Origin of the sequence: Pelomonas sp. SE-A7 (genome assembly GCF_030345705.1) — a bacterium.
Lineage (GTDB): Bacteria > Pseudomonadota > Gammaproteobacteria > Burkholderiales > Burkholderiaceae_C > JAUASW01.
Map to the genome: position 1 here is coordinate 2,774,973 of NZ_JAUASW010000001.1, position 24,178 is coordinate 2,799,150.

Genomic DNA, 24,178 nt, shown 5'->3' on the forward strand with positions numbered 1-24,178 from the left:
GTTGGAAAGAAAAAAGGGGCGCCAGTGACACCCCTTGGAATTCAGCGCTTGGCCTGGTCGAGGCGCGCCACGCCCAGCGCGACGCGAACGGTGTCGGCCACATTCTCGGGCGTAAATCCGAAATGCTTGAACAGCACCGGCGCGGGCGCCGATTCGCCATAGGTATCGATGCCGACCACGGCGGCGCAGCCGTACTTCCACCAGTAGTCGGTCACGCCCATCTCGACGGCGATGCGCGGCAGGCCGGCGGGCAGGACTTCCTGCTTGTAGGCCTTGTCCTGGCGGTCGAACACCGTCGTCGACGGCATCGAGACCACACGCACCGCGATGCCATCCTTGGCCAGCTGCTGCTGGGCATGCAGGGCCAACTGCACTTCGGAGCCGGTGGCGATGATGACGGCTTGCGCCTTCTTGCTCAGGCCGACCTCGGCCGGCTCGGCCAGCACGTAGCCGCCCTTGGCGATTTCGTCCACGGCAGTCTTGGGCGCATAGGGCAGGTTCTGGCGGCTCAGGGCCAGCACCGAAGGACGGGTGGGGTTGCCGATGGCCATGGTCCAGGCGACCACGGTTTCGGTGGTGTCGGCCGGACGCCAGACATCCAGGCCCGGGATCAGGCGCAGCGAGGCCACATGCTCGATCGACTGGTGGGTCGGGCCGTCTTCACCCAGGCCGATGGAGTCGTGCGTGAACACATGGATCACGCGCTGCTTCATCAGCGCAGCCATGCGGATGGCGTTGCGGCTGTAGTCGCTGAAGGTCAGGAAGGTGCCGCCGTAGGGGATGTAGCCGCCATGCAGGGCGATGCCGTTCATGATGGCGGCCATGCCGAACTCGCGCACGCCGTAGTTGATGTGGCGGCCGCCGTTGGAGGCACCATTGGCTTCGAAGCGCAGGGCCGGGGTCGACTTGGTGTTGGTCAGGTTGGAACCGGTCAGGTCGGCCGAGCCGCCCAGCAGTTCCGGCAGCGCGGCGGTGAAGGTTTCCAGCGCCAGCTGGCTGGCCTTGCGGCTGGCCACGGTCTGGGCTTCGCCATGGGCCTTGACCACGGCGTCAACAGCGGTCTGCGCGAAGTTGGCCGGCAGCACGCCGGCCATGCGGCGCTGGAACTCGGCAGCCAGCTCGGGGAAGGCCTCGGCATAGGCGTCGAACTGGGTGTCCCAGTCGGCTTCCAGGTTGGCGCCCTCGGTCTTGGCATCCCAGGCGTCGTACACCGCCTCGGGCACGACGAAGGGCTCATGCTCCCAGCCCAGGGCCTCACGGGTCAGCTTGATCTCGTCGGCGCCCAGGGCCTCGCCATGGGCCTTGGCCGTGCCGGCGCGGTTGGGGCTGCCCTTGCCGATGGTGGTCTTCGCGATGATCAGCGTGGGCTTGGTCTCGCTCATCTTGGCCTTGGCGATGGCAGCGTCGACGGCATTGACGTCGTGGCCGTCCACCGGGCCGATCACGTTCCAGCCATAGGCCTGGAAGCGCTGGGCCGTGTTGTCGATGAACCAGGGCTGGACCTGGCCATCAATGGAGATGCCGTTGTCGTCGTAGATGGCGATCAGCTTGTTCAGCTTCCAGGCGCCGGCCAGGGCGCAGGCCTCGTGGCTGATGCCTTCCATCAGGCAGCCGTCGCCCAGGAAGGCGTAGGTGTGATGGTCGACGATGGCGTGGTCTTCGCGGTTGAATTCCTTGGCCAGCAGCTTCTCGGCCAGGGCCAGGCCCACGGCATTGGTGATGCCCTGGCCCAGCGGACCGGTGGTGGTCTCGACGCCCGGGGTGATGCCGACTTCCGGATGGCCCGGGGTCTTGCTGTGCAGCGTGCGGAAGCCCTTCAGCTCGCCGATCGGCAGGTCGTAGCCGGTCAGGTGCAGCAGGGCATAGATCAGCATCGAGCCATGGCCGTTGGACAGCACGAAGCGGTCGCGGTCGGCCCAATGCGGATTGGCCGGGTTGTGACGCAGGTGGCGGCTCCACAGCGCGACCGAGATCTCGGCCATGCCCATGGGGGCACCCGGGTGGCCGGAATTGGCTTGCTGCACGGCGTCCATGGCCAGTGCGCGGATGGCGTTGGCCATCTGGGAGGTATTGCGGACGACTGCAGCTTTCTCGGCCATGGTGTTCGGGGCTGGTTGGGGGAAAACCCGGCATTTTACGGGCACCCCGGTTCGAGGCCCCGGCTTGATGCAGAGCAAAGCCTGATGACGACGATGCCGGCACCCTTGAGTCATGAATCCGCTGACGCTGCGCGTGATCCGCGACGAGCACCGGGCGCTCGCCGCGATGCTGCGCTCCATCCCCCTGCTGCTGGCCGAGCACCGGCGGCGCGGCACGCTGCCGGACTTCGCGGCGCTGCGCGCCATGCTGTTCTACGTGGACGAGTTTCCCGAGAAGCTGCACCACCCCAAGGAAAGCGAGCTGCTGTTCCCCAAGCTGCGTGCCCGCGCACCGGAGATCCGCGACACGCTGGACCGGCTGGAAGACGATCACGCCCGCGGCGAGCGCGCGATCCGCGACCTGGAGCATGGTCTGCTCGCCTTCGAGATGCTGGGCGAGCCGCAGCGCGAGGCCTTCGAAAAGCAGGTTCAGCGCTATGTGCACGGCTACCTGCGCCACATGGAAATCGAGGAGCGCGAAATCCTGCCGCTGGCCGTGAAGATGCTGACCGCGGCCGACTGGCAGGACCTGGACGAAGCCTTTGCCGCCAATCGCGACCCGCTGACCGGTCATGCGCCGGAGCAGATCTATCAGGCGCTGTTCGAACGCATCGTCCAGGTGCTGCCGGCGCCGCTGGGACTGGGCGAGCCGCTGCAGTGAGGCGATGACTCACTACACTGCCGGCCCATGCGAGCCATCATCCTCGCGGCCGGGCGTGGCGAGCGTCTGCGGCCGCTGACCGACACCACCCCCAAGCCGCTGCTGAAAGTGCACGGCAAGCCGCTGATCGAGTGGCACATCGAGGCCCTGGCCCGGGCCGGCGTGCGCGACATCGTCGTCAACTGCGCCTGGCTGGAAGAGCAGTTCCCCGCGCAGCTCGGTGACGGCCGCCGCTGGGGCCTGCGCCTGCACTACAGCTTCGAGCAGCAGGCCTACGGCGGCGCGCTGGAGACCGGCGGCGGCATTGCCACCGCCCTGCCGCAACTGTGTGCCGAGGGCGAGCAGGCCTTCTGGGCCGTGTCGGGTGACATTTACATGCCCGGCTTCGAATTCAGGGCCCAGGTGGCCGCCGAATTTCTCGCCTCCGACCGACTGGCCCATCTGTGGATGGTGCCCACCCAGACCCTGCATCCGCAGGGCGACTTCGCCATCGATGCCGGCGGCCATGCCCGTGCCGATGGCGGGCCGCTCCAGGTCTTCGCCAACATCGGCCTGTACCGGCCGGCCCTGTTCGAGGTGATTCGCAGCGGCGAACGGGCCCGCATGCGCAAGGCGCTGGACCATGGCATCGCCCAGGGCCGCGTCACGGCCGAGCTCTACGGTGGGCCCTGGGTCAACGTGGGCACGCCGAAGCAATTGGCCGAACTGAATGCCTGATCAAGCCTGGGGCTGGCTGCGGACGACCTTGATCGCCGGATCTTCCAGCCAGTCACTGGCCGAGGCGCGCGCGCGGCGTTGCATCTCGGCGACCTGCAGGGCCTCGTCTATGCCCAGCACGCCGACCCAGCGATTGCGGCCGGCCCGCTTGGCGGCGTAGAGCGCGCCGTCGGCCAGCGTCACGACGCCGGCCCAGTCCACGGCCCTTGGCCGCGACTTGGACAGCGGGAACACCGCGAAGCCGACCGAGCAGCTGCGCGAGATCAGCGCACCGCCGGGCAGCTTGAAGGGCGTGTCCGAGACCATGGCGCGGGCCCGCTCGGCCAGCTCCATCGCATGCTCGCGTGAAGCCGCGCGGGCCACGATCAGGAACTCCTCGCCGCCCCAGCGCACCAGGTAGTCGGCCTCGCGGAACACCGGCTGCAGCCGCTCGCGCATCTGCACCAGCACGGCGTCGCCGCCGGCATGGCCATATTCGTCGTTGACCGACTTGAAGTGGTCGATGTCGACCAGGAAGAAGATCAGGTCGCCGTCCTGCGGGGGCGAATGGCCATGGGCAACGTCTTCGTAACGCCGCAGCGTCAGCGACACGTCGGACTCGATGTGCTGGGTGAGGAAGCGGCGGTTGCGCAGGCCGGTCAGCGGGTCGGTCAGGCTCGACTCCTCCAGCGCCGCGCTCTTGACCTGCAGCGTGGCCGACAGCGTTTCCAGCTCGGCCGTGCGGTTGCGCACCATGTCCTGCAGCACCTGCTGGCGGCGGCGCAGGTAGCCGGTGCGCAGCTGGATCACGCCCAGCAGGGCCAGCAGGGCCAACACCGCAAAGACGGCATTGGCCCACCAGGTCTGCCACCAGTTGGGCAGGACCTCGACCTGCAGCATCAGCTCCTGCGGGCTCCAGGCCCCGCTGCGGTTGGTGGCGCGCACCTTGAGCAGGTATTGCCCCGGGCTGAGGTTGCTGTAGCTGGCCACCCGGAAATCGGCCCCGGTGTTGACCCAGTCGTTGTCATAGCCCTCGAGCTTGTAGCGGTAGCGGCAGCGAGCCGGATCGCTGTAGTCCAGCGCGGCGAATTCCGCACTGAAGCTGCGCTGGCCGGGCTTGAGCGAGAGGCCGGAAGCCGCCTGTCCCAGGCCCTGGCGCCGGCCATCCACGCGCAGTTCGGCCAGCACCACCGGTGGCTGGAAGTTCCAGCCGTCGAACAGGTCGGGATTGACAACAAGCAGGCCGCGGCTGCCGCCGAACAGCATGCGGCCGTCACGCGTGGCGCTGTAGGCGCGGAACCAGCCGGTGCCGATATCCACGCCATCGGCGCCGGTCAGTTCATAGACCTGATCCTTCAAGGGGTCGTAGATGTGGTGCTGGGTCCAGATGCGGCCCCGGTTGTCCTGCATCAGGTTGGCGCCGAAGGCACGGCCGCCTATGCCGTGATGCTCGCTGATACGGTCGAAGGCGGCCAGGCGGCCGTCCCATTCCAGCATCTTGTGCAGGCCTATGGCCGTGTCGACCCACAGCCGCTGCTGGCGGTCGACCAGCAGGCCCACCACCGAGACATGCGAAAGCTCCTGGCCGGCGCGCGCCTGCACGGGCAGCAGCTCGACCCCGCCCGGCGCCACGCGGAACAAGCCGTTCTCGGTACCCACCCAAAGGCCGCCGTCGGCCGCCTCGGTCAACGCATTGACGTCGCCGCTGAGCATGCGTCCGCCGGCCATCGACAGGCGCTTGAGCTGGGTGGCGCCGCGCTCGTAGAGGTAGAGCCCGTCCTGGGTCGCGATCCACAGCCGGCCGTCGCTGCCGGCAAACATGCGTCGAACGCGGCCCTGGCCCGGCTTGAGCGTCATCACCACCTGGGTACGTGCCGCATTCAGCTGGTGGACGCCGGCATCGCTGCCCAGCCAGACCACGCCGTCGCTGGTCTGTGCAATGGCGCCGACGCGGCCATTGGGAAGACCGCCGGCCCGGCCCGGCGCCGGCAGCAGCGAACGCGCCAGGCGCATTTCCCGGTCGAAGATGGCTACGCCCTTTTCGGTCGTGCCGACCCAGGTCTCGCCATCGCTGAGCTGGGCCACGCTGCGGACATTGGGATCGTCGAAAACGCCGCCATGGCCCTCGGCCTCGCGCTGTACCCAGATGCTGCGATTGCCCGGGTCATGCCGCTGCAGGCCGCCACCATACCCGCCTACCCAGAGCCAGCCCGAGCGGTCGCGCAACAGTGCGCGGACCTCGTTGCCGGCAAGGCTGGCCGGGTTGCGCGGGCTGTGGCGCAGCACCCGCAGCAGCCGGCCGTCATTGCCACGCACCTCGATGCCGCCGGTGCGGCCCACCCAAAGCTCCGAATCGCTGGCCCGCACGAATGAGGCCACGGTGCCCCGTTCTCCTTCCCGATCCAGTTGCTGGGCCTGACCGGTGGCAGGGTCCAGCACCAGCAGCTGTCCTTGCTGCGTGCCTATCCAGAGGCGACCGTCCTCGGCCTGGTGCAGTGCGTAAACGATGCGGTCGTGCAGCGGCTCGCCAGGCGCCGACAGCACGTTCTCGAAACCCTGCTTGCCGGGCCTGCGTACCGACAGGCCCTTCCAGCTGCCAACCCAGAGCGAACCGCCGCGATCGACGAGCAGCGCCTGCACCCGGTCGTCGGGCAGTCCGCCCGCGCCAGCCCGGTGGTGCTCGAAGCGGCTGCTCGCCGGATCGAAACGGTCCAGGCCACCGCCGATGGTGCCGACCCAGATGCCGCCCTGGCGATCCTCGGCCAGCGCGCGAATCGTGCCCGGCGCCAGGCTGTCGCTCTTGTCGGCCTCGCTGCGAAACACCTGCACCCGCTCGGTCGCCGGGTCGTAGACGGCCAGGCCGTCTGATTCAGTGCCGATCCAGAGCCGGCCGTCCTCGGCCGGAAACAGGGCCCGTACAAATCCCAGGCCCTTGCCGGCCTTCTCGCCCTCGGTGCGCAACTGCACCCTGAAGCTGTAGCCGTCGTAGCGCACCAGGCCCGCGCCTGTGCCAATCCAGAAAAAGCCGAACTTGTCCTGCGCCAGCGCGGCGACCACACCCGACGGGATGGCGCTGGCCTGGCCCACCGACTCGAAGCGCGGCTCGACCGGCAAGTCGGCCGCAACCGGCCCGCCCACGCAACTCAAGGCCAGACTGACGACGATGGCAAGGAGACGGCGCATTGCAAACATCCTAGCCGAGCCCCGAGCGCAGCTCGCACCGGGGCGAGGACACCGCGGCAAGCGTGGCGCAAATTGAACAAGCGATGTCTTGATCGGAGCGAGCCAGCCACCAGGACTTGGGCCACCATCAGGGCGATCCCTGAGGGTTCGTGGATACCGCCAGCACCAGGCTTCGACGTTGGGTGCCGCGTACCGCACTTTGCTGACTCACATCGCAAGAAAGCTCGAAAATTTGTGAACTAATTCCATTCGATGCGCCGTAAGCTCGCTTACCTTTGTCCCATTTTGTAACGACGCAGTGAGGGCTGGCCCCTCAGGGAGTACTGCCGTGACCGTTGCAGCGCAAGACAGCCGCTGGACCAAGTTCGCCCCGCTGGGGCTTGGCGCCCTGGGCGCCCTGGCCTGCCTCTATGGCAATGGCTTCGGGATGTTCGGCTGGATCGCCGGCGCCCTGCTACTGGCCGGCGGCGCGCTGGTCTGGCGCATGAATCGCTCAGGCCCCGACGAACTGTCTGGCCAGGTGCAGGACTACCTGCAAGGCCAGCAGCAGCTGGGCGAACAATTGCTGCCGGTCTGGAGCGGCCACATCGAGAACTCGCGCGCCCAGATGGAAACCGCGGTCGCGGCCCTGGCCCAGCGCTTCGGCGGCATCGTCGAGCAGCTGCACCAGACCGCGCGCATCAGCGATGCCGGGGCCGGCGGCAGCGGCGGCCTGGTGGCGGTGTTCGCCCATGGCGAGCAGCAGCTGGGCGAGGTCGTCGCCTCGCTGAAGGCGGCCATGCAGGACAAGGCCGCGATGCTGGCCAAGATCAAGGAGCTGGAGCGCTTCACCATCGAGCTGCAGGACATGGCGACCGAGGTCGCCCTGATCGCCCAGCAGACCAATCTGCTGGCGATCAATGCCGCCATCGAGGCGGCCCGGGCCGGCGAGCAGGGTCGCAGCTTCGCCGTGGTGGCGGCCGAGGTCCGCATGCTGTCCAACCGTTCGGCCGAGACCGGCAAGCGCATCGCCGACAAGGTCTCGACCATCAGCAGCGCCATCGTGGCCACCTGCGGCGCTGCCGAGCAGTCGGCCGCGCAAGAGCAACGCTCGATCCAGCAGTCCGAGGCCTCGATCAGCACCGTGCTCGACGAGCTGCGCCAGACCACCAACGCCCTCGTCGCCAACACCGAGGAGCTCAAGAGCAGCCGCGACTACCTGCAGGGCGAGATCAGCGAAGCCCTGGTCCACCTGCAGTTCCAGGACCGCATCAGCCAGGTGATGAGCCACGTGAAGCACAACATCGAGCAGCTGCAGTCGACCCTGGCCGGCAGCCAGCTGCACTACGAGCTGCACAGGCGGCTGGACCCGGTCGATGCGCGCGGCCTGCTGGCCGAACTTGAGAAGACCTATGCGATGGCCGACGAACGTGCCGTCCACAAGGGCAAGGCCTCGGCTCCGCAGCCGCAGCCGGCCGACGAAATCACCTTCTTCTGAACAGAGAGCAATCGAATATGGCAAAGACCATCATGGTCGTCGATGACTCGGCGTCGCTGCGCCAGGTCGTTGGCATCGCGCTGCGTGGCGCCGGCTACGACGTGATCGAGGGCTGCGACGGCCGCGACGCACTGGCCAAGCTGACCGGACAGAAGGTCCACCTGATCATCAGCGACGTCAACATGCCCAACATGGACGGCATCACCTTCCTGAAGGCGGTCAAGCAGATGCCGGCCTACAAGTTCACGCCGGTCATCATGCTCACCACCGAGTCGGCCGAGGGCAAGAAGGCCGAGGGCCAGGCCGCCGGCGCCAAGGCCTGGGTGGTCAAGCCCTTCCGGCCCGAGGTGATGCTGGGCGCGGTGCAGAAGCTGGTCCTGCCCTGAGGACCGCGCCATGCTCAAGACCCTCAGCGGCGAGCTGACCATCTACCGCGCGGCCGAGCTCAAGGACGAGCTGCTGCGCGCCCTGGACGACTGCGGCGGCATGCTGGAGCTGGACCTGTCCCAGGTCAGCGAGCTCGATTCCGCCGGCCTGCAGCTGCTGATGCTGCTCAAGCAGCTGGCCGTGCAGCGCCGCCACGAGCTGCACCTGCTGTCGCACAGCCCGGCCGTGGTCGAGGTATTCGAGCTGCTCAACGTCGCCGCCTTCTTCGGGGATCCGCTGGTGATCCCGCAGAACGTCTGAAATCCGCCGGAAGCCACGCCCCATGGATCTTGACGCCGCCCTGCAGACCTTCATCGCCGAGAGCCGCGAGCTGCTCGCCGACATGGAGAACGCACTCCTCAACCTCGACCAGCATGGCGAGCACGGCGAGGCGATCAATGCGATCTTTCGCGCCGCCCACACGATCAAGGGCAGCTCGGGCCTGTTCGGCCTGGACCATGTGGTCGCCTTCACCCATGTGGCCGAGAGCGTGCTGGACGAAGTCCGCGACGGCAAGGTGCAGATCGACGACGAGCTGGTCGTGCTGCTGCTGTCCTGCTGCGACCATCTGAACGAGATGGTCGAGGCCATCGCGGCCGGCCAGCTCGACGGTGCCGAGCAGCAGGCCCAGTCCACGCTGCTGGTCAACCAGCTGGGTCGCTACCTGAAACACGACGACGGCGCCGTATCGCTGAACCTGCCGGGCGAGGCCCAGGTCGAGCGCATCGCCCGCGACGAGGATGCGGCCGACCACTGGCATATCTCGCTGCGCTTCGGCGCCGACGTGCTGCGCAACGGCATGGACCCGCTGTCCTTCATCCGCTACCTGGGCACGCTGGGCCGCGTCGTGGGCATCGCCACCCTGCCCGACGCCCTGCCCACCGAGCCGGCCCAGATGGATCCCGAGTCCTGCTACCTGGGCTTCGAGATCGCTTTCGCCAGCAGCACCGACAAGGCCACCATCGAGGGCGTGTTCGAGTTCGTGCGCGACGACTGCGCGCTGCGCATCGTGCCGCCGCGCAGCCGCATCGCCGAGTTCGTGGCCCTGATCAACGAGTTGCCCGAGAAGCCGGCCCGGCTGGGCGAGATCCTGGTCGCCTGCGGCAGCGTCACCGAGCGCGAGCTGGACGTGGCACTGAACCTGCAGGCCGAAGCCCAGGACGACCAGCCCGAAGCTCCGCCGCCACCGCTGGGCAAGATCCTTGTGGACAGCCAGGCGGTGCAGCCGGCCGTGGTCGAGGCGGCACTGAACAAGCAGAAGCAGGCCAGCGAAAACAAGGGCCGCGAAGGCAAGGCCGGCGGCGAGGCCCGCTCGATCCGCATCGACGCCGACCGGCTGGACCAGCTGATCACCCTGGTCGGCGAGCTGATCATTGCCGGCGCCAGCACCGACCTGCTGGCCCGCCAGCGCCAGGACGGCGAGCTGATCGAGGCCACTTCGCGACTGACCGGCCTGGTGCAGGAGGTGCGCGACAGCGCCCTGCAGCTGCGCATGGTCAAGATCGGCGCCACCTTCGGCAAGTTCCAGCGCGTGGTTCACGACGTGGCGCGCGAGCTGGGCAAGGACATCGCCCTGTCGGTCAGCGGCGAGGACACCGAGCTGGACAAGACCGTGGTCGAAAAGATCGGCGACCCGCTGATGCACCTGGTGCGCAATGCCATGGACCACGGCATAGAGCCGGCCGAGATCCGCGACGCCCGCGGCAAGCCGCCGCGCGGCACGGTCAGCCTCAACGCCTTCCACGACTCGGGCAGCATCGTCATCGAGGTCAGCGACGACGGCGGCGGCCTCAAGCGCGAGCGCATCCTGGCCAAGGCCATCGAGCGCGGCCTGGTCGAGCCGGGCGAGCAGCTGAGCGATTCCGAGGTGTTCGAGCTGATCTTCGAGCCGGGCTTCTCCACCGCCGAGGCCATCACCAACCTGTCGGGCCGCGGCGTGGGCATGGACGTGGTCAAGCGCAATATCCAGGCCCTGCGCGGCAGCGTGGGCATCAGCAGCCAGGAGGGCGCCGGCACCACGGTCAGCGTGCGCCTGCCGCTGACCCTGGCCATCATCGACGGCTTCATGGTCAAGGTCGGCGACTCGGTCTTCGTCGTGCCGCTGGACATGATCCACGAGTGCATCGAATTCAGCACCGAGCCCGGCCACGACTACTGCAATCTGCGCGGCGAGGTGCTGCCGCTGGTGAAGCTGCGCGACTTCTTCGAGATCGAGGCCGCGCCGGTGCGGCGCCAGAGCGTGGTCGTGATCCACCACGCCGGCCAGCGCGCCGGCCTGGTGGTGGACGCGCTGCTGGGCGAGTTCCAGACGGTGATCAAGCCGCTCAGCAAGGTGTTCCAGCAGGTCAAGTGCATCAGCGGCTCGACCATCCTGGGCACCGGCGCCGTGGCCCTGATCCTGGACATCGCAGCCCTGCTGCACCAGACCGGCCACCGCCACCATGCCAAGACCCTGACCCACGAACCCAAGGCCCATTGAGGCGTTGAGCGAGCCAACCAAGAAGCTAGGAGACCTCGAATGCTGAACAAACTGACTGTGGCCTGGCGCCTGAGCATCCTGGTGGCCGTGATGGCCATCGCGATGCTGCTGATCGGATTCGCCGGCCTGCGCGGCATGGACTTCAGCAATGCCAAGCTGAAGACGGTCTACGAGGACCGGACGGTCGCGCTGGTGCAGCTGAGCAAGATCATGGACGCCGCCTACCAGGTTCGGGTCAACCTGCTCAAGCTGGCGCGTGCCACCAGCGCGGCCGAGGCCGAACCGCTGCTCCAGCGCATCACGCGCGAGGATGGCAACTACGACAAGAACATCAAGGCCTATCTGGCGACCTATCTGACGCCGGAGGAAAAGAAGCTGGCCGACGACTTCGTGCCGGCCTACAACGCCTTCCGCGAGACCGGCGGCAAGGTGATGGCCGCCCACAAGGCCGGCGACAACGCCGGGGCCCTGGCCACCATGCAGGCGGCCGACGAGCAGTTCCGCACCGCGCGAGCCGCGCTGGGCAAGCTGCAGGAGCTGCAGGAGAACGTGGCCGAGGAAGAGTTCAAGGGCGCCGTGGCCCAGTCGGAATCGACCACCAAGCTCAACATCGGCCTGATCGTCGGCGGCCTGGCCATCGGCGTTCTGCTGGCCTTCTTCATCATCCGCAACCTGCTGGCCCAGCTCGGCGGCGAGCCCGACTATGCGGCCGACATGGTGCGCGAGGTGGCGGCCGGCAACCTGACCGTGGACATCCAGACCAAGCCGGGTGACCACAAGAGCCTGCTGGCGGCCATGAAGGTCATGGTCGAGAAGCTGTCGCAGGTCGTGTCCGAGGTCAGCAATGGCGCCGAGGGCATCACCGGCGCGGCCGAGCAGGTCAGCGCCACGGCCCAGTCGCTGTCGCAGGCCACCAGCGAGCAGGCGGCCGGCGTCGAGGAGACCAGCGCCTCGGTCGAGCAGATGACCGCCTCCATCGCCCAGAACACCGAGAACGCCAAGGTCACCGACGCCATGGCCTCCAAGGCCGCCACCGAGGCCGCCGAGGGCGGCGAGGCGGTCAAGTCCACGGTGTCGGCGATGAAGCAGATCGCCAAGAAGATCGTCATCATCGACGACATCGCCTACCAGACCAACCTGCTGGCCCTGAACGCCGCCATCGAGGCGGCCCGCGCCGGCGAGCATGGCAAGGGCTTTGCGGTCGTGGCCGCCGAGGTGCGCAAGCTGGCCGAGCGCAGCCAGGTCGCGGCCCAGGAGATCGGCGAGGTCGCGACCAACAGCGTGGAACTGGCCGAGCGCGCCGGCCACCTGCTGGACGAGATCGTGCCCAACATCAAGAAGACCTCGGACCTGGTGCAGGAGATCACCGCCGCCAGCGAAGAGCAGAGCTCGGGCGTCAGCCAGATCAACTCGGCCGTCAGCCAGCTCAGCCAGACCACGCAGCAGAACGCCGCCGGCTCCGAGGAACTGGCCGCCACGGCCGAGGAGATGTCCAGCCAGGCCGAGGAACTGCAGACCATCATTTCCTTCTTCCGCGTGTCCGGCAGCGCTGCCCGCAGCATGGCGGCGCCGCGCCGAAGCAGCGGCGGCGGCTCGCGCGGCCGACGGGCTGCGGCCCATGCACCCTCGGCCAGCGATGGCAAGTCGGCGTTCAGCGACGTCGAGCCCGACGAATCCATGTTCACCAAGTACTGAGCCGCGGAGCCTGCGATGAGCAACAACGCCCTCGCTACCCGTCCGGGCCTGGCCGGCATGGCCGGGTCCGCCCAGTACCTGCTGTTCGCGCTCGGCGACGAGACCTATGGCATAGGCATTCTCTCGATCAAGGAGATCATCGAGTACGGCGGCGTCACGCCCGTGCCCATGATGCCGGCCACGATACGCGGCGTGATCAACCTGCGCGGCTCGGTCGTGCCGGTAATGGACCTGGCGGTGCGCTTCGGCAAGCCGCCCAGCACCATAGGCCGGCGCTCCTGCATCGTGATCGTCGAGATCGAGAACGAGGGCGAGCAGCAGGTCATTGGCGTGGTGGTCGACTCGGTCAGCTCGGTGCAGGAGATTGCCGGCAGCGACATCGAGCCGCCGCCGTCCTTCGGCCTCAAGATCGCCAGCAGCTTCGTCGCCGGCATAGGCAAGGTGCTGGGGCGCTTCGTCATCCTGCTGGATGTGCAGCAGGTCCTGTCGATGGAAGAACTCGGCGCCCTGCAGAGCGAGCAGCTGGTGCGCCTCGCGCAGGCCTGACAGGAGCACGGCGAACCGATGGTGATCGAGATCAGCGACCAGGAGTTCGCACGCTTCCAGGGCTTCATCTTCGAGGCGGCCGGCATCACCCTGGGTCCGTCCAAGAAGGCCCTGGTCAGCGGGCGGCTGGAGAAGCGGCTGCGCCACCACCGGCTGCAGAGCTACTCCGAATACCTCAGCCTGCTGGCCAGCCAGAGCAATCCGGAAGAAATCCAGCAGGCCATCGACCTGCTGACCACCAACGAGACCTACTTCTTCCGCGAGCAGCGCCACTTCGAGCTGCTGCGCGAGCGCGCCGAAGCCGCCCGCAAGCAGCGCCGTCCGCTGCGCGTCTGGAGCGCCGCCTGCTCCACCGGCGAGGAGCCCTACAGCATCGCCATGGTGCTGGCCGAGCTGCAGGCCGACCTGCCCTGGGAGCTGCTGGCCTCGGACATCTCCACCAAGGTGCTGAAGCGGGCCCGCATAGGCCACTATCCTGAAAGCCGCACCACGCAGATTCCGCTGGAGCTGCGCAAGCGCTTCTGCCTCAAGGGCACGGGTGAGCATGCCGGCACCATGCTGGTCGAACGAGGGCTGCGCCAGCGGGTCAACTTCATGCAGATCAACCTGGACCGGCCGCTGCCCGCCATCGGCAACTTCGACCTGATCTTCCTGCGCAACGTGATGATCTACTTCAGCACCGACACCAAGCGCCGCGTCGTGGCCCGGCTGCTGCCTCAGCTGCGCGAGGACGGCCTGCTGCTGGTCGGTCATTCCGAGACGCTGAACGACGTCAGCGACGACGTGGTCGCCCTGCGGCCCTCGATCTACCAACGCCGCTGAGCCGGAGCCCCTGCATGCCCGAATCCAGCGTCATCAAGGTCTACCTGCTGCCCGGCGAGCATGCAGCCGGCGATGCGCGGCTGCGCATAGGCACGCTGCTGGGCTCCTGCGTCTCGGTCACCCTCTGGCAGCCGCAGCTGCGGGTGGGGGCGATGTCGCACTTCGTGCTGCCAGGCTCCAACCTGGACCGGGGGCTGCCGCCCAACGGCCGCTATGCCGAGGACTCGCTGGAGCTGATGCTGGAAGACTTGCGCCAGCTGGGCGCCCGCGCCGAGGACTGCGAGGCCAAGGTCTTCGGCGGCGGTGCAATGTTCGAGCCGCGCCCGGGTCGGCCCGTGGCCGACATAGGCCGCAAGAACGGCGAAGCCGCCAAGGCCATGTTGATGAAGCGCCGGATACGCATCGTTTCCGAAAGCCTGTTCGATGCCGGCCACCGGCGCATAGTCTTCCATGTGCGCAACGGCGAGGTCTGGGTCCGACACGGCAAGCCGGAGGACGGGCAGCGCATGGCCAGGGAGTACGCGTCATGACGATCAAGGTCATGGTGGTCGACGATTCGGCGGTGGTGCGCCAGGTGCTCGGCGGCCTGCTGGACCGCGCGCCCGGCATCGAGCTGCTGCATGCGGTCTCCGACCCGCTGATGGCCATAGAGCGGATGAAGACCCAGTGGCCCGACGTGATCGTGCTGGACGTGGAAATGCCGCGCATGGACGGCATCACCTTCCTGCGCAAGCTGATGGCCGAACGGCCCACGCCCGTGGTGATCTGCTCCACGCTGACCGAGAAGGGCGCACAGACCACGATGGAAGCCTTGTCGGCCGGCGCCGTTGCCATCGTCACCAAGCCCAAGCTGGACCTGAAGAACTTCCTGCAGTCCAACGCCTCCGAGCTGATCTCCGCCGTGCGCAGCGCCGCCGGCGCCAATGTCAGCCGCCTGGCCGCGCGCGCCACGGCGCCGCCGCCGCAGGCCCGTACCAAGAACACGGCCGACGTCATCCTGCCTCCGGCCAGCGAGGCTCGCGCGATGGCGCAGACCACCGAGAAGGTCGTGGCCATAGGCACCTCGACCGGCGGCACCCAGGCGCTGGAGGAAGTCCTGACGGCCCTGCCCCGCGTCAGCCCCGGCATCGTCATCGTGCAGCACATGCCCGAGAAGTTCACCGCGGCCTTTGCCGCGCGACTCGACCAGATCTGCGAGATCACGGTCAAGGAAGCGGTCCATGGCGACCGGGTCGCGCCGGGCCGGGCCCTGATAGCGCCGGGCGGCAAGCACATGCTGCTCAAGCGCAATGGGGCCCAGTATTTCGTCGAGGTGGTGGACGGCCCGGTGGTCAACCGTCACCGGCCCTCGGTCGACGTGCTGTTCCGCTCGGTGGCGCGCTGTGCCGGCGCCAATGCGCTGGGCATCATCATGACCGGCATGGGCGACGACGGCGCAGCCGGCCTGCTCGAGATGCACCAGGCCGGCGCCCTCACCGTGGCCCAGGACGAGGCCAGCTGCGTGGTGTTCGGCATGCCCAAGGAGGCGATCAAGCGCGGCGGCGTGGACAAGATCGTGCCGCTGTCAGCGATTGAGCGCGAGATCCAGGCGGTCTCCAGCAAGGGAGGCCTGCGATGACGGAGCTGCATGACCGCGTGGTTCTCGTCGTTGAAGACAGCCAGGTGCAGCGCAACCACCTGGTCAACCTGATGCAGCAGCTGCATTTCGGCACCGTGCTGCAGGCCAGCGACGGCCTCGATGCGCTGCGCGTGCTGGACCAGCATCCCGACCAGTCCGTCTACCTGGTGCTGACCGACATCGACATGCCGGGCATGGACGGCATCGAACTGATAGGCCGCCTGGCCGAGCGCAGCGACGTGGACAACCTGATTGCGATGAGTGCGCGTGACCCGCGTCTGCTGGAGACGGTCGAGAGCCTGACCGCCGAGAGCAGCAGCCTGCACCTGCTGGGCACCTTGACCAAGCCGGTGACGCCGGAGGCGCTCTCGCGCATGCTGCTCGGCGCCGAGCAGAAGCCGCAGCGCCGCAGCGGACCGGCCGCCGCCGAGGTCTGCCTGGACGAGATCCGCGCCGGCCTGGAGGCCAACCAGTTCCTGCCCTTCGTCCAGCCCAAGGTGGCGGTGGCCAGCGGCCTGGTCAAGGGCGTCGAGGCCCTGGCCCGCTGGCGCCATCCGGAGCGCGGCCTGGTACCGCCCGGCGCCTTCATCCCGGTGGTCGAGGGCTCGCCGCTGATGGCCCAGTTCACGCTGGTCATGGTCGAGAACTCCTTGCGCTGGCTGCGCGAATGGCAGCGCGCCCTGCCTTCGCTGACGCTGTCGCTGAACCTCTCGGCCGACGACCTGGCCGACCAGGGCTTCGTCGACCGGCTGATGGCCCTGGTCCAGGCCTACGAGGTGCCGCCACGCTCGCTGACCTGGGAGGTCACCGAAACCATGATCATGAGCAGCCAGGCGCTGGCCAATCTGGCACGGCTGGGGCTCAAGGGTTTCGGCCTGTCCATGGACGACTACGGCATCGGTTATTCATCGATGCAGACCCTGTCGCGCAGCCCGTTCACCGAGCTGAAGATCGACCGCATCTTCGTGGACGGCGCGGCCGAGCGCGCCAACCGCCGGGCCATCCTGGTCAGCTCGCTGGACATGGGGCGGCGTCTGGGCATTGCCACCGTGGCCGAGGGCGTGGAGACCGTGGCCGACTGGCAGCTGCTGCGCGAGTTGGGCTGCGACGTGGCCCAGGGCTATCTGGTCGCGCGGCCCATGCCGGCCGAGGAGCTGATCCCCTGGGCCCGCGCGAACCGCGCACGGCTGCGCGGCCTGGCGGACGGCAGCGGCGGCGACTGAGCAGGCTCAGGTCGAACGCAGCACCGCCAGCTCGCCTGACGAGAGCCAGGTCGCGGCCGAACGACCGGCCTGGCCGCCCTCGGCGCGCAGCACGCCGGTCCAGGCATTGCGCCCCCGGGCCTTGGCGTCGTACAGCGCCGCATCGGCGAGATTGACGGTCGCCTCCCAGCTGTGGGCGGCCGGATGGGCGAGGTCCGGCGGGAAGCAGGCGAAACCGGCAGAAGCGTGGACGACGAGCGCCTGGCCATCGGACAGGTCGAAGGGCCGTTCCGCCACCGCCCGGCGAGCCCGCTCGGCCAGATCGCCGGCATGGGCACGCGAACTGCCACGAGCCACCAGCAGGAATTCCTCGCCGCCCCAGCGCACCAGGTAGTCGCTTTCGCGGCAGACCGACAGCAGGCGTTCGCGCATCTGGCGCAGCACGGCGTCGCCGGCGGCATGGCCATGTCTATCGTTGATCGACTTGAAATGATCGATGTCGACCAGCAGGAAGATCAGGTCGGCCTCGAGCGGCGGCGGCTGGTCGGGCCTCCAGTCCTGGTAGCGGCGCCGCGCCAGGGCCACGTCGGTGGCGATGTGCTGGGCCAGGAAGCGGCGATTGTGCAGGCCGGTCAGGGGGTCGGTCAGGCTGGCCTGCTCGAGTTCCACGGTGCGATCGCGCACCTTGAGTTCAAGCTGCTGCTGCTGTCGGCGCAACTGGCGGGTGCGCCATTGCACGATGGCCGCGAGCACGGCCAGCCCCAGGACGGCCAGGCCCAGCTTGGCCCACCAGCGTTGCCACCAGGCCGGCAGCACCTCGACCGGGATGGCCAGCTCGCGCGGGCTCCACAGCCCGCTGCGATTGCTGCCGCGCAGCTTCAGCAGGTAGCGACCCGGCGCCAGATTGCTGTAGCTGGCCACGCGGAAATCGGCGCCGGTGGCGATCCAGTCGGGATCAAAGCCCTGCAGCTGGTAGGCATAGCGATTGCGGTGGGGTTCGCTCAGGTCCAGCGCCGCGAAGGCAATGCTGAAGCTGCGCTGTCCAGGCTCCAGCCGCAGGCCCTGCAGCAAGGGCGCAGCCGGCTGCGGCTGACCATTGATGCGCAGCTCTGACACGACCAGCGGCGGCTGGTCGGTCGAAGGCTCGAAACGCTCGGGCCGCACCACCAGCAGGCCGCGACTGCCGCCGAACAGCAGGCGGCCGTCGGGATGCTTGCCGAAGGACTGGAACCAACCGGTGCCGAAGCTGACCCCGTCGGCCGCGCTGAGCTCGTCCATGCGGTCGGCGTCGGGGTCGTAGACATACATGTGGGTCCAGATGCGTCCTCGCTCGTCCTCCAGCAGATTGGCGCCGAACGGCCGCCCGACCACGCCATGGCGCTCGCTGATGCGGGTGAAGCGGAGCTCGCCGCTGCGCCAGTCCTCGGCGCGATGCAGGCCCGCCACCGCGGTATCGACCCAGAACCTGCCGCGCCGGTCGAACAGCAGTCCCAGCACCACCGGGTTGCCGAGACCCGCCCCGGCCGGCGAGGCGACCTGCTGAAGCGCCTCGCCATCGGCCGCCAGCCGGTACAGGCCCGGCATGCAGCCTATCCAGAGGCTGTGGTCGGGCGCCTCCGCAATGGTGTGCACCTCGCCCGGCAGGACACGCCCCCCCATCAGCCCCATGCGCTGGGCCTGCGCAGCGCCCGGCCTCAGCCGGTACAGGCCGTCCTCGGTGCCGGCCCAGACCGTGCCGTCGGCCGACACATGCAGGCGCCGCGTCATGCCGCCGCCGTGGGCGACCACGCGCAGCAGGTGCCGGCCCCGGTCGTACTGGTGCAGCTCCGAACCGGCGCCCAGCCAGAGCGTGCCGTCGGGTGCCTGGGCCATCGCCCAGACCTGCGGCTGGTCGACCCCGGGCTGAGGCCGGACTCGCAAGCTGGCGACCTGCCGCAAGCCCGAATCCAGCACGGCGATCCCGCCGCCTTCGGTGGCCAGCCAGACCTCGCCGCTGGCCAGCGGCAGCACATGGCGGACATCGACGTTGACGTCGGCAGCTCCCGGCTGGCTGCGCGGCAGCAGGACGCTGATGGCGCCACTGCCCGGGTTGTAGCGCTGCAGGCCGAGGCCGTAGCCGCTGACCCAGATCCATCCGGCCCGGTCGCGCAGCAGCTGAGTGACCTGGCGCGACTTGAGTGCGCCGTCGCGTCCCGGTTCGGGGCGCAGGCGTTGCAGCAGCGCCGCAGCGCCGCCGGCCTGGTGCACGTCGATGCCCGAGGCCCGACCGACCCAGACATGGCCCTCGGGAACGTCGGCGAAGCTGCTGACCGCCTCGGCGCTGGCAATCCTGGGGTCGGGCCTGTCCCCGAGGCGCCGGTGGTGCCCGGTCTCGGGGTCCAGCACCAGCAGGTCGCCATGCTGGCTGCCAATCCAGATCCGGCCGTCGGCGGCCTGATGCAGGGCGGTGATGCGCCGGCCTTCGAGCTCGTCGGTCAGGACGGCCATTGCCAGCCGATTGCCCGGATCCAGTCGCAGCAGGCCACGCCAGCTGCCGATCCAGAGCCGGCCCTGTCGATCGACCAGCAAGGCCTCCACCCGTGGATCGGGCAGCTGCACGCGGCTGTAGCTGCCGCCATCCGGTTCATAGCGTTGCAGGCCGCCACCGACGCTGCCGATCCAGATCGCCCCGTCGCGGTCCTGTGCCAGTGCACGGATCGTCGGAAGGGCGCTGGCCGGCGGCCCGCCCTCGGGCCGGACCAGCTGGATCCGGTCGCTGGTCGGGTCGTACACCGCCAGGCCGCGCGTTTCCGTGCCTATCCAGACCCGCCCGTCGCGGCCGGCCAGCAGCTGGCGGATCCAGCCCAGGTTGCGCTCGGCGGCCGGCCCCTCGGCCAGCTGCTGGGCCTGGAAGTGGTAGCCGTCGAAGCGCACCAGGCCGTCGCCGGTGGCGATCCAGAAGAAGCCGGCGCTGTCCTGCGCCATGGAGGGCACGACCCCGCGCGGAATCGAGTCAGCGCCAACGGACTCGAAATGGGGTTGGGCCTGGTTGGGGACGGGGGCCTGGGCTCGGACCGGAGCGGCCGCGAGCAGGCCGGTCAGCAGCAGGCAAAGAAGGCAAGCTCGCATGCGCCGATGCTAAGCGCAGGCTTGCCGGCGCAGTGCGTCTGACGCCCCACCAACGGGTGGGATGCCGGCACTCAGCTAGGCCGCGAGCGGCTTGCAGATCTCGTCGATGCGGGCGAGCACTTCGGGCGTCAGCCTTGGGCTCAGCGCCAGGGCGCCCAGGTTGTCCTGCAGCTGCGAGAGCTTGCTGGCGCCGAGGATCACGGTCGAGACACGGGGGTTGTGGTTGGCCCAGGCAATGGCCAGCTGGGCGACGTTGCCACCCAGTTCGGCCGCGATCTTCTCGAGCTTGGCCACAGCCTCGTTCTTGGCGCTGCTGGTCAGGTTCTCGCGCAGGAAGGCCATGTTCTCCAGCGAGCCGCGGCTGCCTTCGGGAATGCCGTTGCGGTACTTGCCGGTCAGGAGGCCCGAGGCCAGCGGGCTCCAGGTGGTCAGGCCGAGGCCGATGTCTTCGTAGAGCCGCGCATATTCCTGCTCGACCCGCTGGCGATGGAACAGGTGGTACTGCGGCTGTTCGACCACCGGCTTGTGCAGGTGGTGGCGCTCGGCAATCTCCCAGGCGGCGCGGATGTCCGAGGCGCTCCATTCGCTGGTGCCCCAGTACAGGGCCTTGCCCTGGCTGACGATGTCGCTCATCGCCCAGACCGTCTCCTCGATCGGCGTATGCGGGTCGGGACGGTGGCAGTAGATCAGGTCGACGAAGTCCAGCTGCAAGCGCTTGAGCGAGCCGTCGATGGCTTGCATCAGGTACTTGCGGTTCAGCGTGTCCTTGAAATTGGTGGTCACGCCTTCGCGGTCTATGCCCCAGAAGAACTTGGTCGAGACGATGTAGCGGTGGCGACCCCAGCCCAGCTCCTTGAAGGCCGCGCCCATCACCTCTTCGCTCTTGCCCAGCGCATAGACCTCGGCGTTGTCGAAGAAGTTGACGCCCTGGTCAAAGGCGGCAGCCAGCATCTCCTTGGCGGCCTTCAGATCGACCTGGTTGTGGTACGTGACCCAGGAGCCCAGCGAGAGCTCGGAAACTTGCAGGCCGCTGCGGCCCAGACGACGGTATTGCATGGTGGTACTGCCTCTTGAGAAGCGCGCAGCGTAGCGCAGAGCGACGGCTATAGTCTTTCGCATGAGCAATACCCCGCCGCTTCGCCTGGCCGTGATCGGCGCCGGCCCCGCCGGCCTGACCCTGGCCCTGCATGCGGCGCGCAGCCTGCCCAACGCCAGCATCAGCCTGTTCGACGCCCGCCCGGTCGAACGCGATGTGGCGGGCGATCCGCGCACCCTCGCGCTGAGCCTGGGCAGCCTGCAGCTGCTGCAGCGGCTCAAGGCCTGGCCGGCCCTGGATGCCGAGCCCATCCTGCAAGTCCATGTCAGCCAGGCGCCGCCGACGCCGCAGGGCCTGCCGCCGGTGCGTATCACCGCCGCCGAACAGGGCGTGGAGCAGCTCGGCGCGGTGCTGCACTACGGCCAGCTGGTCGCGCCGCTGCAGGCCGCCTGGATGGCGGCCGCCGCGGCCGAACCCGAACGCCTGATCACCCGTTTCGGCGCGCCGGTGGCGGCGGTCAAGCCGGTGGACCAGGAGGTCGAGGTCGATGCCGGCATCGCCGAGCGCTTCGACCTGGCCGTCATCGCCGAGGGCGGCGTGTTCGCCGACCAGGCGCGCAAGTCATTGACTCATGATTACAAGCAGAACGCCTGGGTCGGCACGGTCACCTTGGCCGACAGCAGCCCGGCCGGCGTCGCCTACGAGCGCTTCACCCGAAATGGCCCGCTGGCCCTGCTGCCGTTGAAACCGCGCGAGGGCAAGCGCCGCGCGGCCCTGGTCTGGTGCCTGCCCAAGGACGAGGACGAGGTGGCCACGCTGAGCGACGCGCAAAGGCTGACCGTGATCAACACGCTGCTGGCCGACGAGGTAGGTGGCCTGCAGGCGATCAGCCCGCTCAAGTGCTTCCCGCTGGGCCTCAATGCAGAACGCACCCTGGTCGAGGGCCGCACGATACGCATAGGCAATGCCGCCCAGACTCTGCACCCGGTCGCCGGCCAGGGCCTGAACCTGGGACTGCGCGATGCCTGGAGCCTGGTCGATGCGCTGCGCCGCGAGGCCGATGTGGACAAGGCCTTGCGCAGCGTCGAATGGCAGCGCGCGCCCGACCGCTGGTCCACCATCGTGACCACCGACTTCCTGGCCCGAACCTTCAGCTGGCGCTGGCCGGGGCTGCCCGCGGCCCGCGCCCTGGGCCTGGCCGCGCTGCAGCATCTGCCGCCGCTGAAGAATGCACTGGCAAGGCAGATGATGTTCGGGCGGCGCTGAGCCGGTCGCGTTGGCGCCAGGGTAGGCCCGCTCTCCCTCGTCAGGGCGCTCCGTTAGCATGGCCGCCATGGCCCCACCGGGGCGACCGCAAAGCCATCCATGCCCGCAGCCCTGCCCACCCCGCGCTTCAACGAGTTCTACCGCTACGACGCGCTGACCCAGCTGCTGTTCGAGTACGCCGAAGCCCGGCCCAACCTGGTCTCGGTGCGCTCGATCGGCAAGAGCTTCGAGGGCCGCGACATCTGGCTGCTGGTGCTGACCAACACCGCCACCGGCGCCGACGTGGACAAGCCGGCCTTCTGGCTGGACGGCAATATCCACGCCGCCGAGCTGACCGCCTCGACCACCTGCCTGTACTACCTGCACCAGCTGCTGCGCGACCATGGCAACGACGCTGCCATCACGCAGCTGCTGGACACCCGCACCGTCTACATGGTGCCGCGCCTCAACCCCGACGGCGCCGAGCTGGCCCTGGCCGACCGGCCGCGCCACATCCGCAGCTCGACCCGGCCCTACCCCTACGACGAGGAGCCGGTCGAGGGCCTGACCATCGAGGACGTGGACGGCGACGGCCGCATCCTCAGCATGCGCATCGCCGATCCGCATGGCGGCTACAAGAAGCATCCGCAGGACCCGCGCCTGATGGTGCCGCGCGAGCCGGGCGAGTTCGGCGGCGAATACTTCCGCCTGATGCCCGAGGGCTTCGTCAAGAACCACGATGGCCTGACCGTGGTGGTCAACCGCGACCGCGAAGGCCTGGACCTGAACCGCAACTTCCCCAGCGACTGGCGCCAGGAATACAAGCAGCTGGGCGCCGGCCCCTACCCGACCAGCGAGCCCGAGGTGCGGGCCATGGTGGACTTCATCACCAGCCATCCCAACATCGGCGCGGCCATCAGCTTCCACACCCACAGCGGCGTGATCCTGCGGCCCATGGGCACGACGCCCGACGAGGAGATGATTCCCGAGGACCTGTGGTCCTACCAGCGCTTCTCGGCCCTGGGCGAGAAGGCCACCGGCTATCCGGCCATCAGCATCTGGCACGACTTCCGCTACCACCCCAAGGAAGTGATCAGCGGCACCCAGGACTGGCTCTACGAGCACCTGGGCGCCCTGTTCTGGGTGGTGGAGCTGTGGTCGCCGGCCCGCGAGGCCGGCATCGAGAACTGCAAGTGGATCGACTGGTACCGCGACCATCCGGCCGAGGACGACCTCAAGCTGATCAAGTGGAGCGACGAGCAGTGCGACGGCCAGGCCCACGTCGAGTGGCGGCCGTTCCAGCATCCGCAGCTGGGCGCCGTCGAAATCGGTGGCTGGGACAAGATGAACTACTGGCGCAATCCGCCGGCCACGCTGCGCGAACGCGAGGCGGCGCGCTTCCCGGCCTGGATGACCCAGATCGCGCTGAGCCTGCCCAAGCTGGAACTGATACGCACCGAGGTCCGCGCCCTGGGCCCCGACACCTGGCGGGTGCGCATGGCCGTGGCCAACAGCGGCTACCTGCCGGCCTATGTGACCAAGCGGGCGCTGGAACGCAAGATCGTGCGCGGCGTGATGTTCGAGATCCACCTGCCGGCCGGCGATCCGGCCGTGGGCCTGGTCAGCGGCAAGGAAAGGCTGGAAGGCCCGCAGCTGGAAGGCCATGCGCCGCGGCAGACCCAGCTGGCCTTCCTGCCCACCCGCGACGTCACGGCCGACCGTGCCGTGGCCGAATGGGTGCTGCGGGCTCCCGTCGGTACCCGTCTCACCCTGACCGCCAGCGCCGAGCGCGCGGGCACGGTGCGGACGGACGTGGTGCTCGATTGAGGAGCGCCATCGGCCGCAG

General features: G+C 68.6%; 18 protein-coding genes. 14 read left to right on the forward strand and 4 right to left on the reverse strand.

Features of this window, described 5'->3' with window-relative positions:
• Positions 1-41 precede the first annotated feature (41 nt).
• A complete protein-coding gene (gene tkt, locus QT382_RS12560) occupies positions 42-2,099 on the reverse strand; it encodes a transketolase (RefSeq protein WP_289254364.1) in 2,058 nt (685 codons plus the stop codon).
• A gap of 112 nt (positions 2,100-2,211) precedes the next feature.
• Here tkt and QT382_RS12565 point away from each other — a divergent pair, with 112 nt between their 5' ends.
• Together QT382_RS12565 and murU are read left to right on the forward strand one after the other, a co-directional pair.
• Positions 2,212-2,799: a hemerythrin domain-containing protein gene (locus QT382_RS12565; protein ID WP_289254365.1), complete on the forward strand. Its 588-nt coding sequence runs from the start codon at positions 2,212-2,214 to the stop codon at positions 2,797-2,799.
• Positions 2,800-2,826: 27 nt separating this feature from the next.
• Positions 2,827-3,516 (forward strand): N-acetylmuramate alpha-1-phosphate uridylyltransferase MurU, encoded by a 690-nt coding sequence (gene murU, locus QT382_RS12570; protein ID WP_289254366.1) that lies wholly within the window; start codon positions 2,827-2,829, stop codon positions 3,514-3,516.
• On the opposite strand, the gene QT382_RS12575 is transcribed toward murU, so the two are convergent.
• Positions 3,517-6,678: a ligand-binding sensor domain-containing diguanylate cyclase gene (locus QT382_RS12575; RefSeq protein ID WP_289254367.1), complete on the reverse strand. Its 3,162-nt coding sequence runs from the start codon at positions 6,676-6,678 to the stop codon at positions 3,517-3,519. It lies immediately after the preceding gene.
• A gap of 328 nt (positions 6,679-7,006) precedes the next feature.
• Here QT382_RS12575 and QT382_RS12580 point away from each other — a divergent pair, with 328 nt between their 5' ends.
• Genes QT382_RS12580 through QT382_RS12625 form a run of 10 tightly spaced genes read left to right on the forward strand, consistent with a single transcriptional unit; the run spans position 7,007 to position 16,964 of the window.
• Positions 7,007-8,155: a methyl-accepting chemotaxis protein gene (locus tag QT382_RS12580; protein WP_289254368.1), complete on the forward strand. Its 1,149-nt coding sequence runs from the start codon at positions 7,007-7,009 to the stop codon at positions 8,153-8,155.
• A 17-nt stretch (positions 8,156-8,172) separates the two neighbouring features.
• Positions 8,173-8,541, forward strand: a complete 369-nt coding sequence (locus tag QT382_RS12585; RefSeq protein WP_289254369.1) for a response regulator — start codon at positions 8,173-8,175, stop codon at positions 8,539-8,541.
• 10 nt (positions 8,542-8,551) lie between these two features.
• Positions 8,552-8,842 (forward strand): STAS domain-containing protein, encoded by a 291-nt coding sequence (locus tag QT382_RS12590; RefSeq protein WP_289254370.1) that lies wholly within the window; start codon positions 8,552-8,554, stop codon positions 8,840-8,842.
• 22 nt (positions 8,843-8,864) lie between these two features.
• Positions 8,865-11,060 carry a chemotaxis protein CheA gene (locus QT382_RS12595; RefSeq protein ID WP_289254371.1) on the forward strand — a complete coding sequence of 732 codons (2,196 nt, stop codon included), beginning with the start codon at positions 8,865-8,867 and terminating at the stop codon, positions 11,058-11,060.
• Positions 11,061-11,099: 39 nt separating this feature from the next.
• Positions 11,100-12,755: a methyl-accepting chemotaxis protein gene (locus QT382_RS12600; RefSeq protein ID WP_289254372.1), complete on the forward strand. Its 1,656-nt coding sequence runs from the start codon at positions 11,100-11,102 to the stop codon at positions 12,753-12,755.
• Positions 12,756-12,770: 15 nt separating this feature from the next.
• Entirely contained in the window at positions 12,771-13,301 is a 531-nt protein-coding gene (locus QT382_RS12605) for a chemotaxis protein CheW (RefSeq protein ID WP_289254373.1), read from the forward strand.
• 18 nt (positions 13,302-13,319) lie between these two features.
• Positions 13,320-14,123 carry a CheR family methyltransferase gene (locus tag QT382_RS12610; RefSeq protein ID WP_289254374.1) on the forward strand — a complete coding sequence of 268 codons (804 nt, stop codon included), beginning with the start codon at positions 13,320-13,322 and terminating at the stop codon, positions 14,121-14,123.
• Positions 14,124-14,137: 14 nt separating this feature from the next.
• The gene (locus QT382_RS12615; protein ID WP_289254375.1) at positions 14,138-14,653 is read left to right on the forward strand and encodes a chemotaxis protein CheD; all 516 of its coding nucleotides are present in this window, start codon (positions 14,138-14,140) and stop codon (positions 14,651-14,653) included.
• Entirely contained in the window at positions 14,650-15,741 is a 1,092-nt protein-coding gene (locus tag QT382_RS12620) for a protein-glutamate methylesterase/protein-glutamine glutaminase (protein ID WP_289254376.1), read from the forward strand. The genes QT382_RS12615 and QT382_RS12620 overlap by 4 nt, the downstream gene beginning before the upstream one ends.
• Complete coding sequence (locus QT382_RS12625; RefSeq protein ID WP_289254377.1) at positions 15,738-16,964, forward strand: EAL domain-containing response regulator; 1,227 nt, start codon at positions 15,738-15,740, stop codon at positions 16,962-16,964. Before QT382_RS12620 ends, QT382_RS12625 begins: the two co-directional genes overlap by 4 nt.
• A 6-nt stretch (positions 16,965-16,970) precedes the next feature.
• Here QT382_RS12625 and QT382_RS12630 read toward each other — a convergent pair whose 3' ends face one another.
• Positions 16,971-20,051 carry a ligand-binding sensor domain-containing diguanylate cyclase gene (locus QT382_RS12630; protein ID WP_289254378.1) on the reverse strand — a complete coding sequence of 1,027 codons (3,081 nt, stop codon included), beginning with the start codon at positions 20,049-20,051 and terminating at the stop codon, positions 16,971-16,973.
• 75 nt (positions 20,052-20,126) lie between these two features.
• A complete protein-coding gene (locus QT382_RS12635; protein ID WP_289254379.1) occupies positions 20,127-21,107 on the reverse strand; it encodes a potassium channel beta subunit family protein in 981 nt (326 codons plus the stop codon).
• Between the two features lie 61 nt (positions 21,108-21,168).
• Here QT382_RS12635 and QT382_RS12640 point away from each other — a divergent pair, with 61 nt between their 5' ends.
• Positions 21,169-22,353, forward strand: coding sequence for an FAD-dependent monooxygenase (locus QT382_RS12640; RefSeq protein WP_289254380.1), 1,185 nt, complete (start codon positions 21,169-21,171; stop codon positions 22,351-22,353).
• A gap of 99 nt (positions 22,354-22,452) precedes the next feature.
• Positions 22,453-24,159 (forward strand): M14 family metallopeptidase, encoded by a 1,707-nt coding sequence (locus tag QT382_RS12645; protein ID WP_289254381.1) that lies wholly within the window; start codon positions 22,453-22,455, stop codon positions 24,157-24,159.
• The last annotated feature ends 19 nt before the right edge of the window (positions 24,160-24,178 follow it).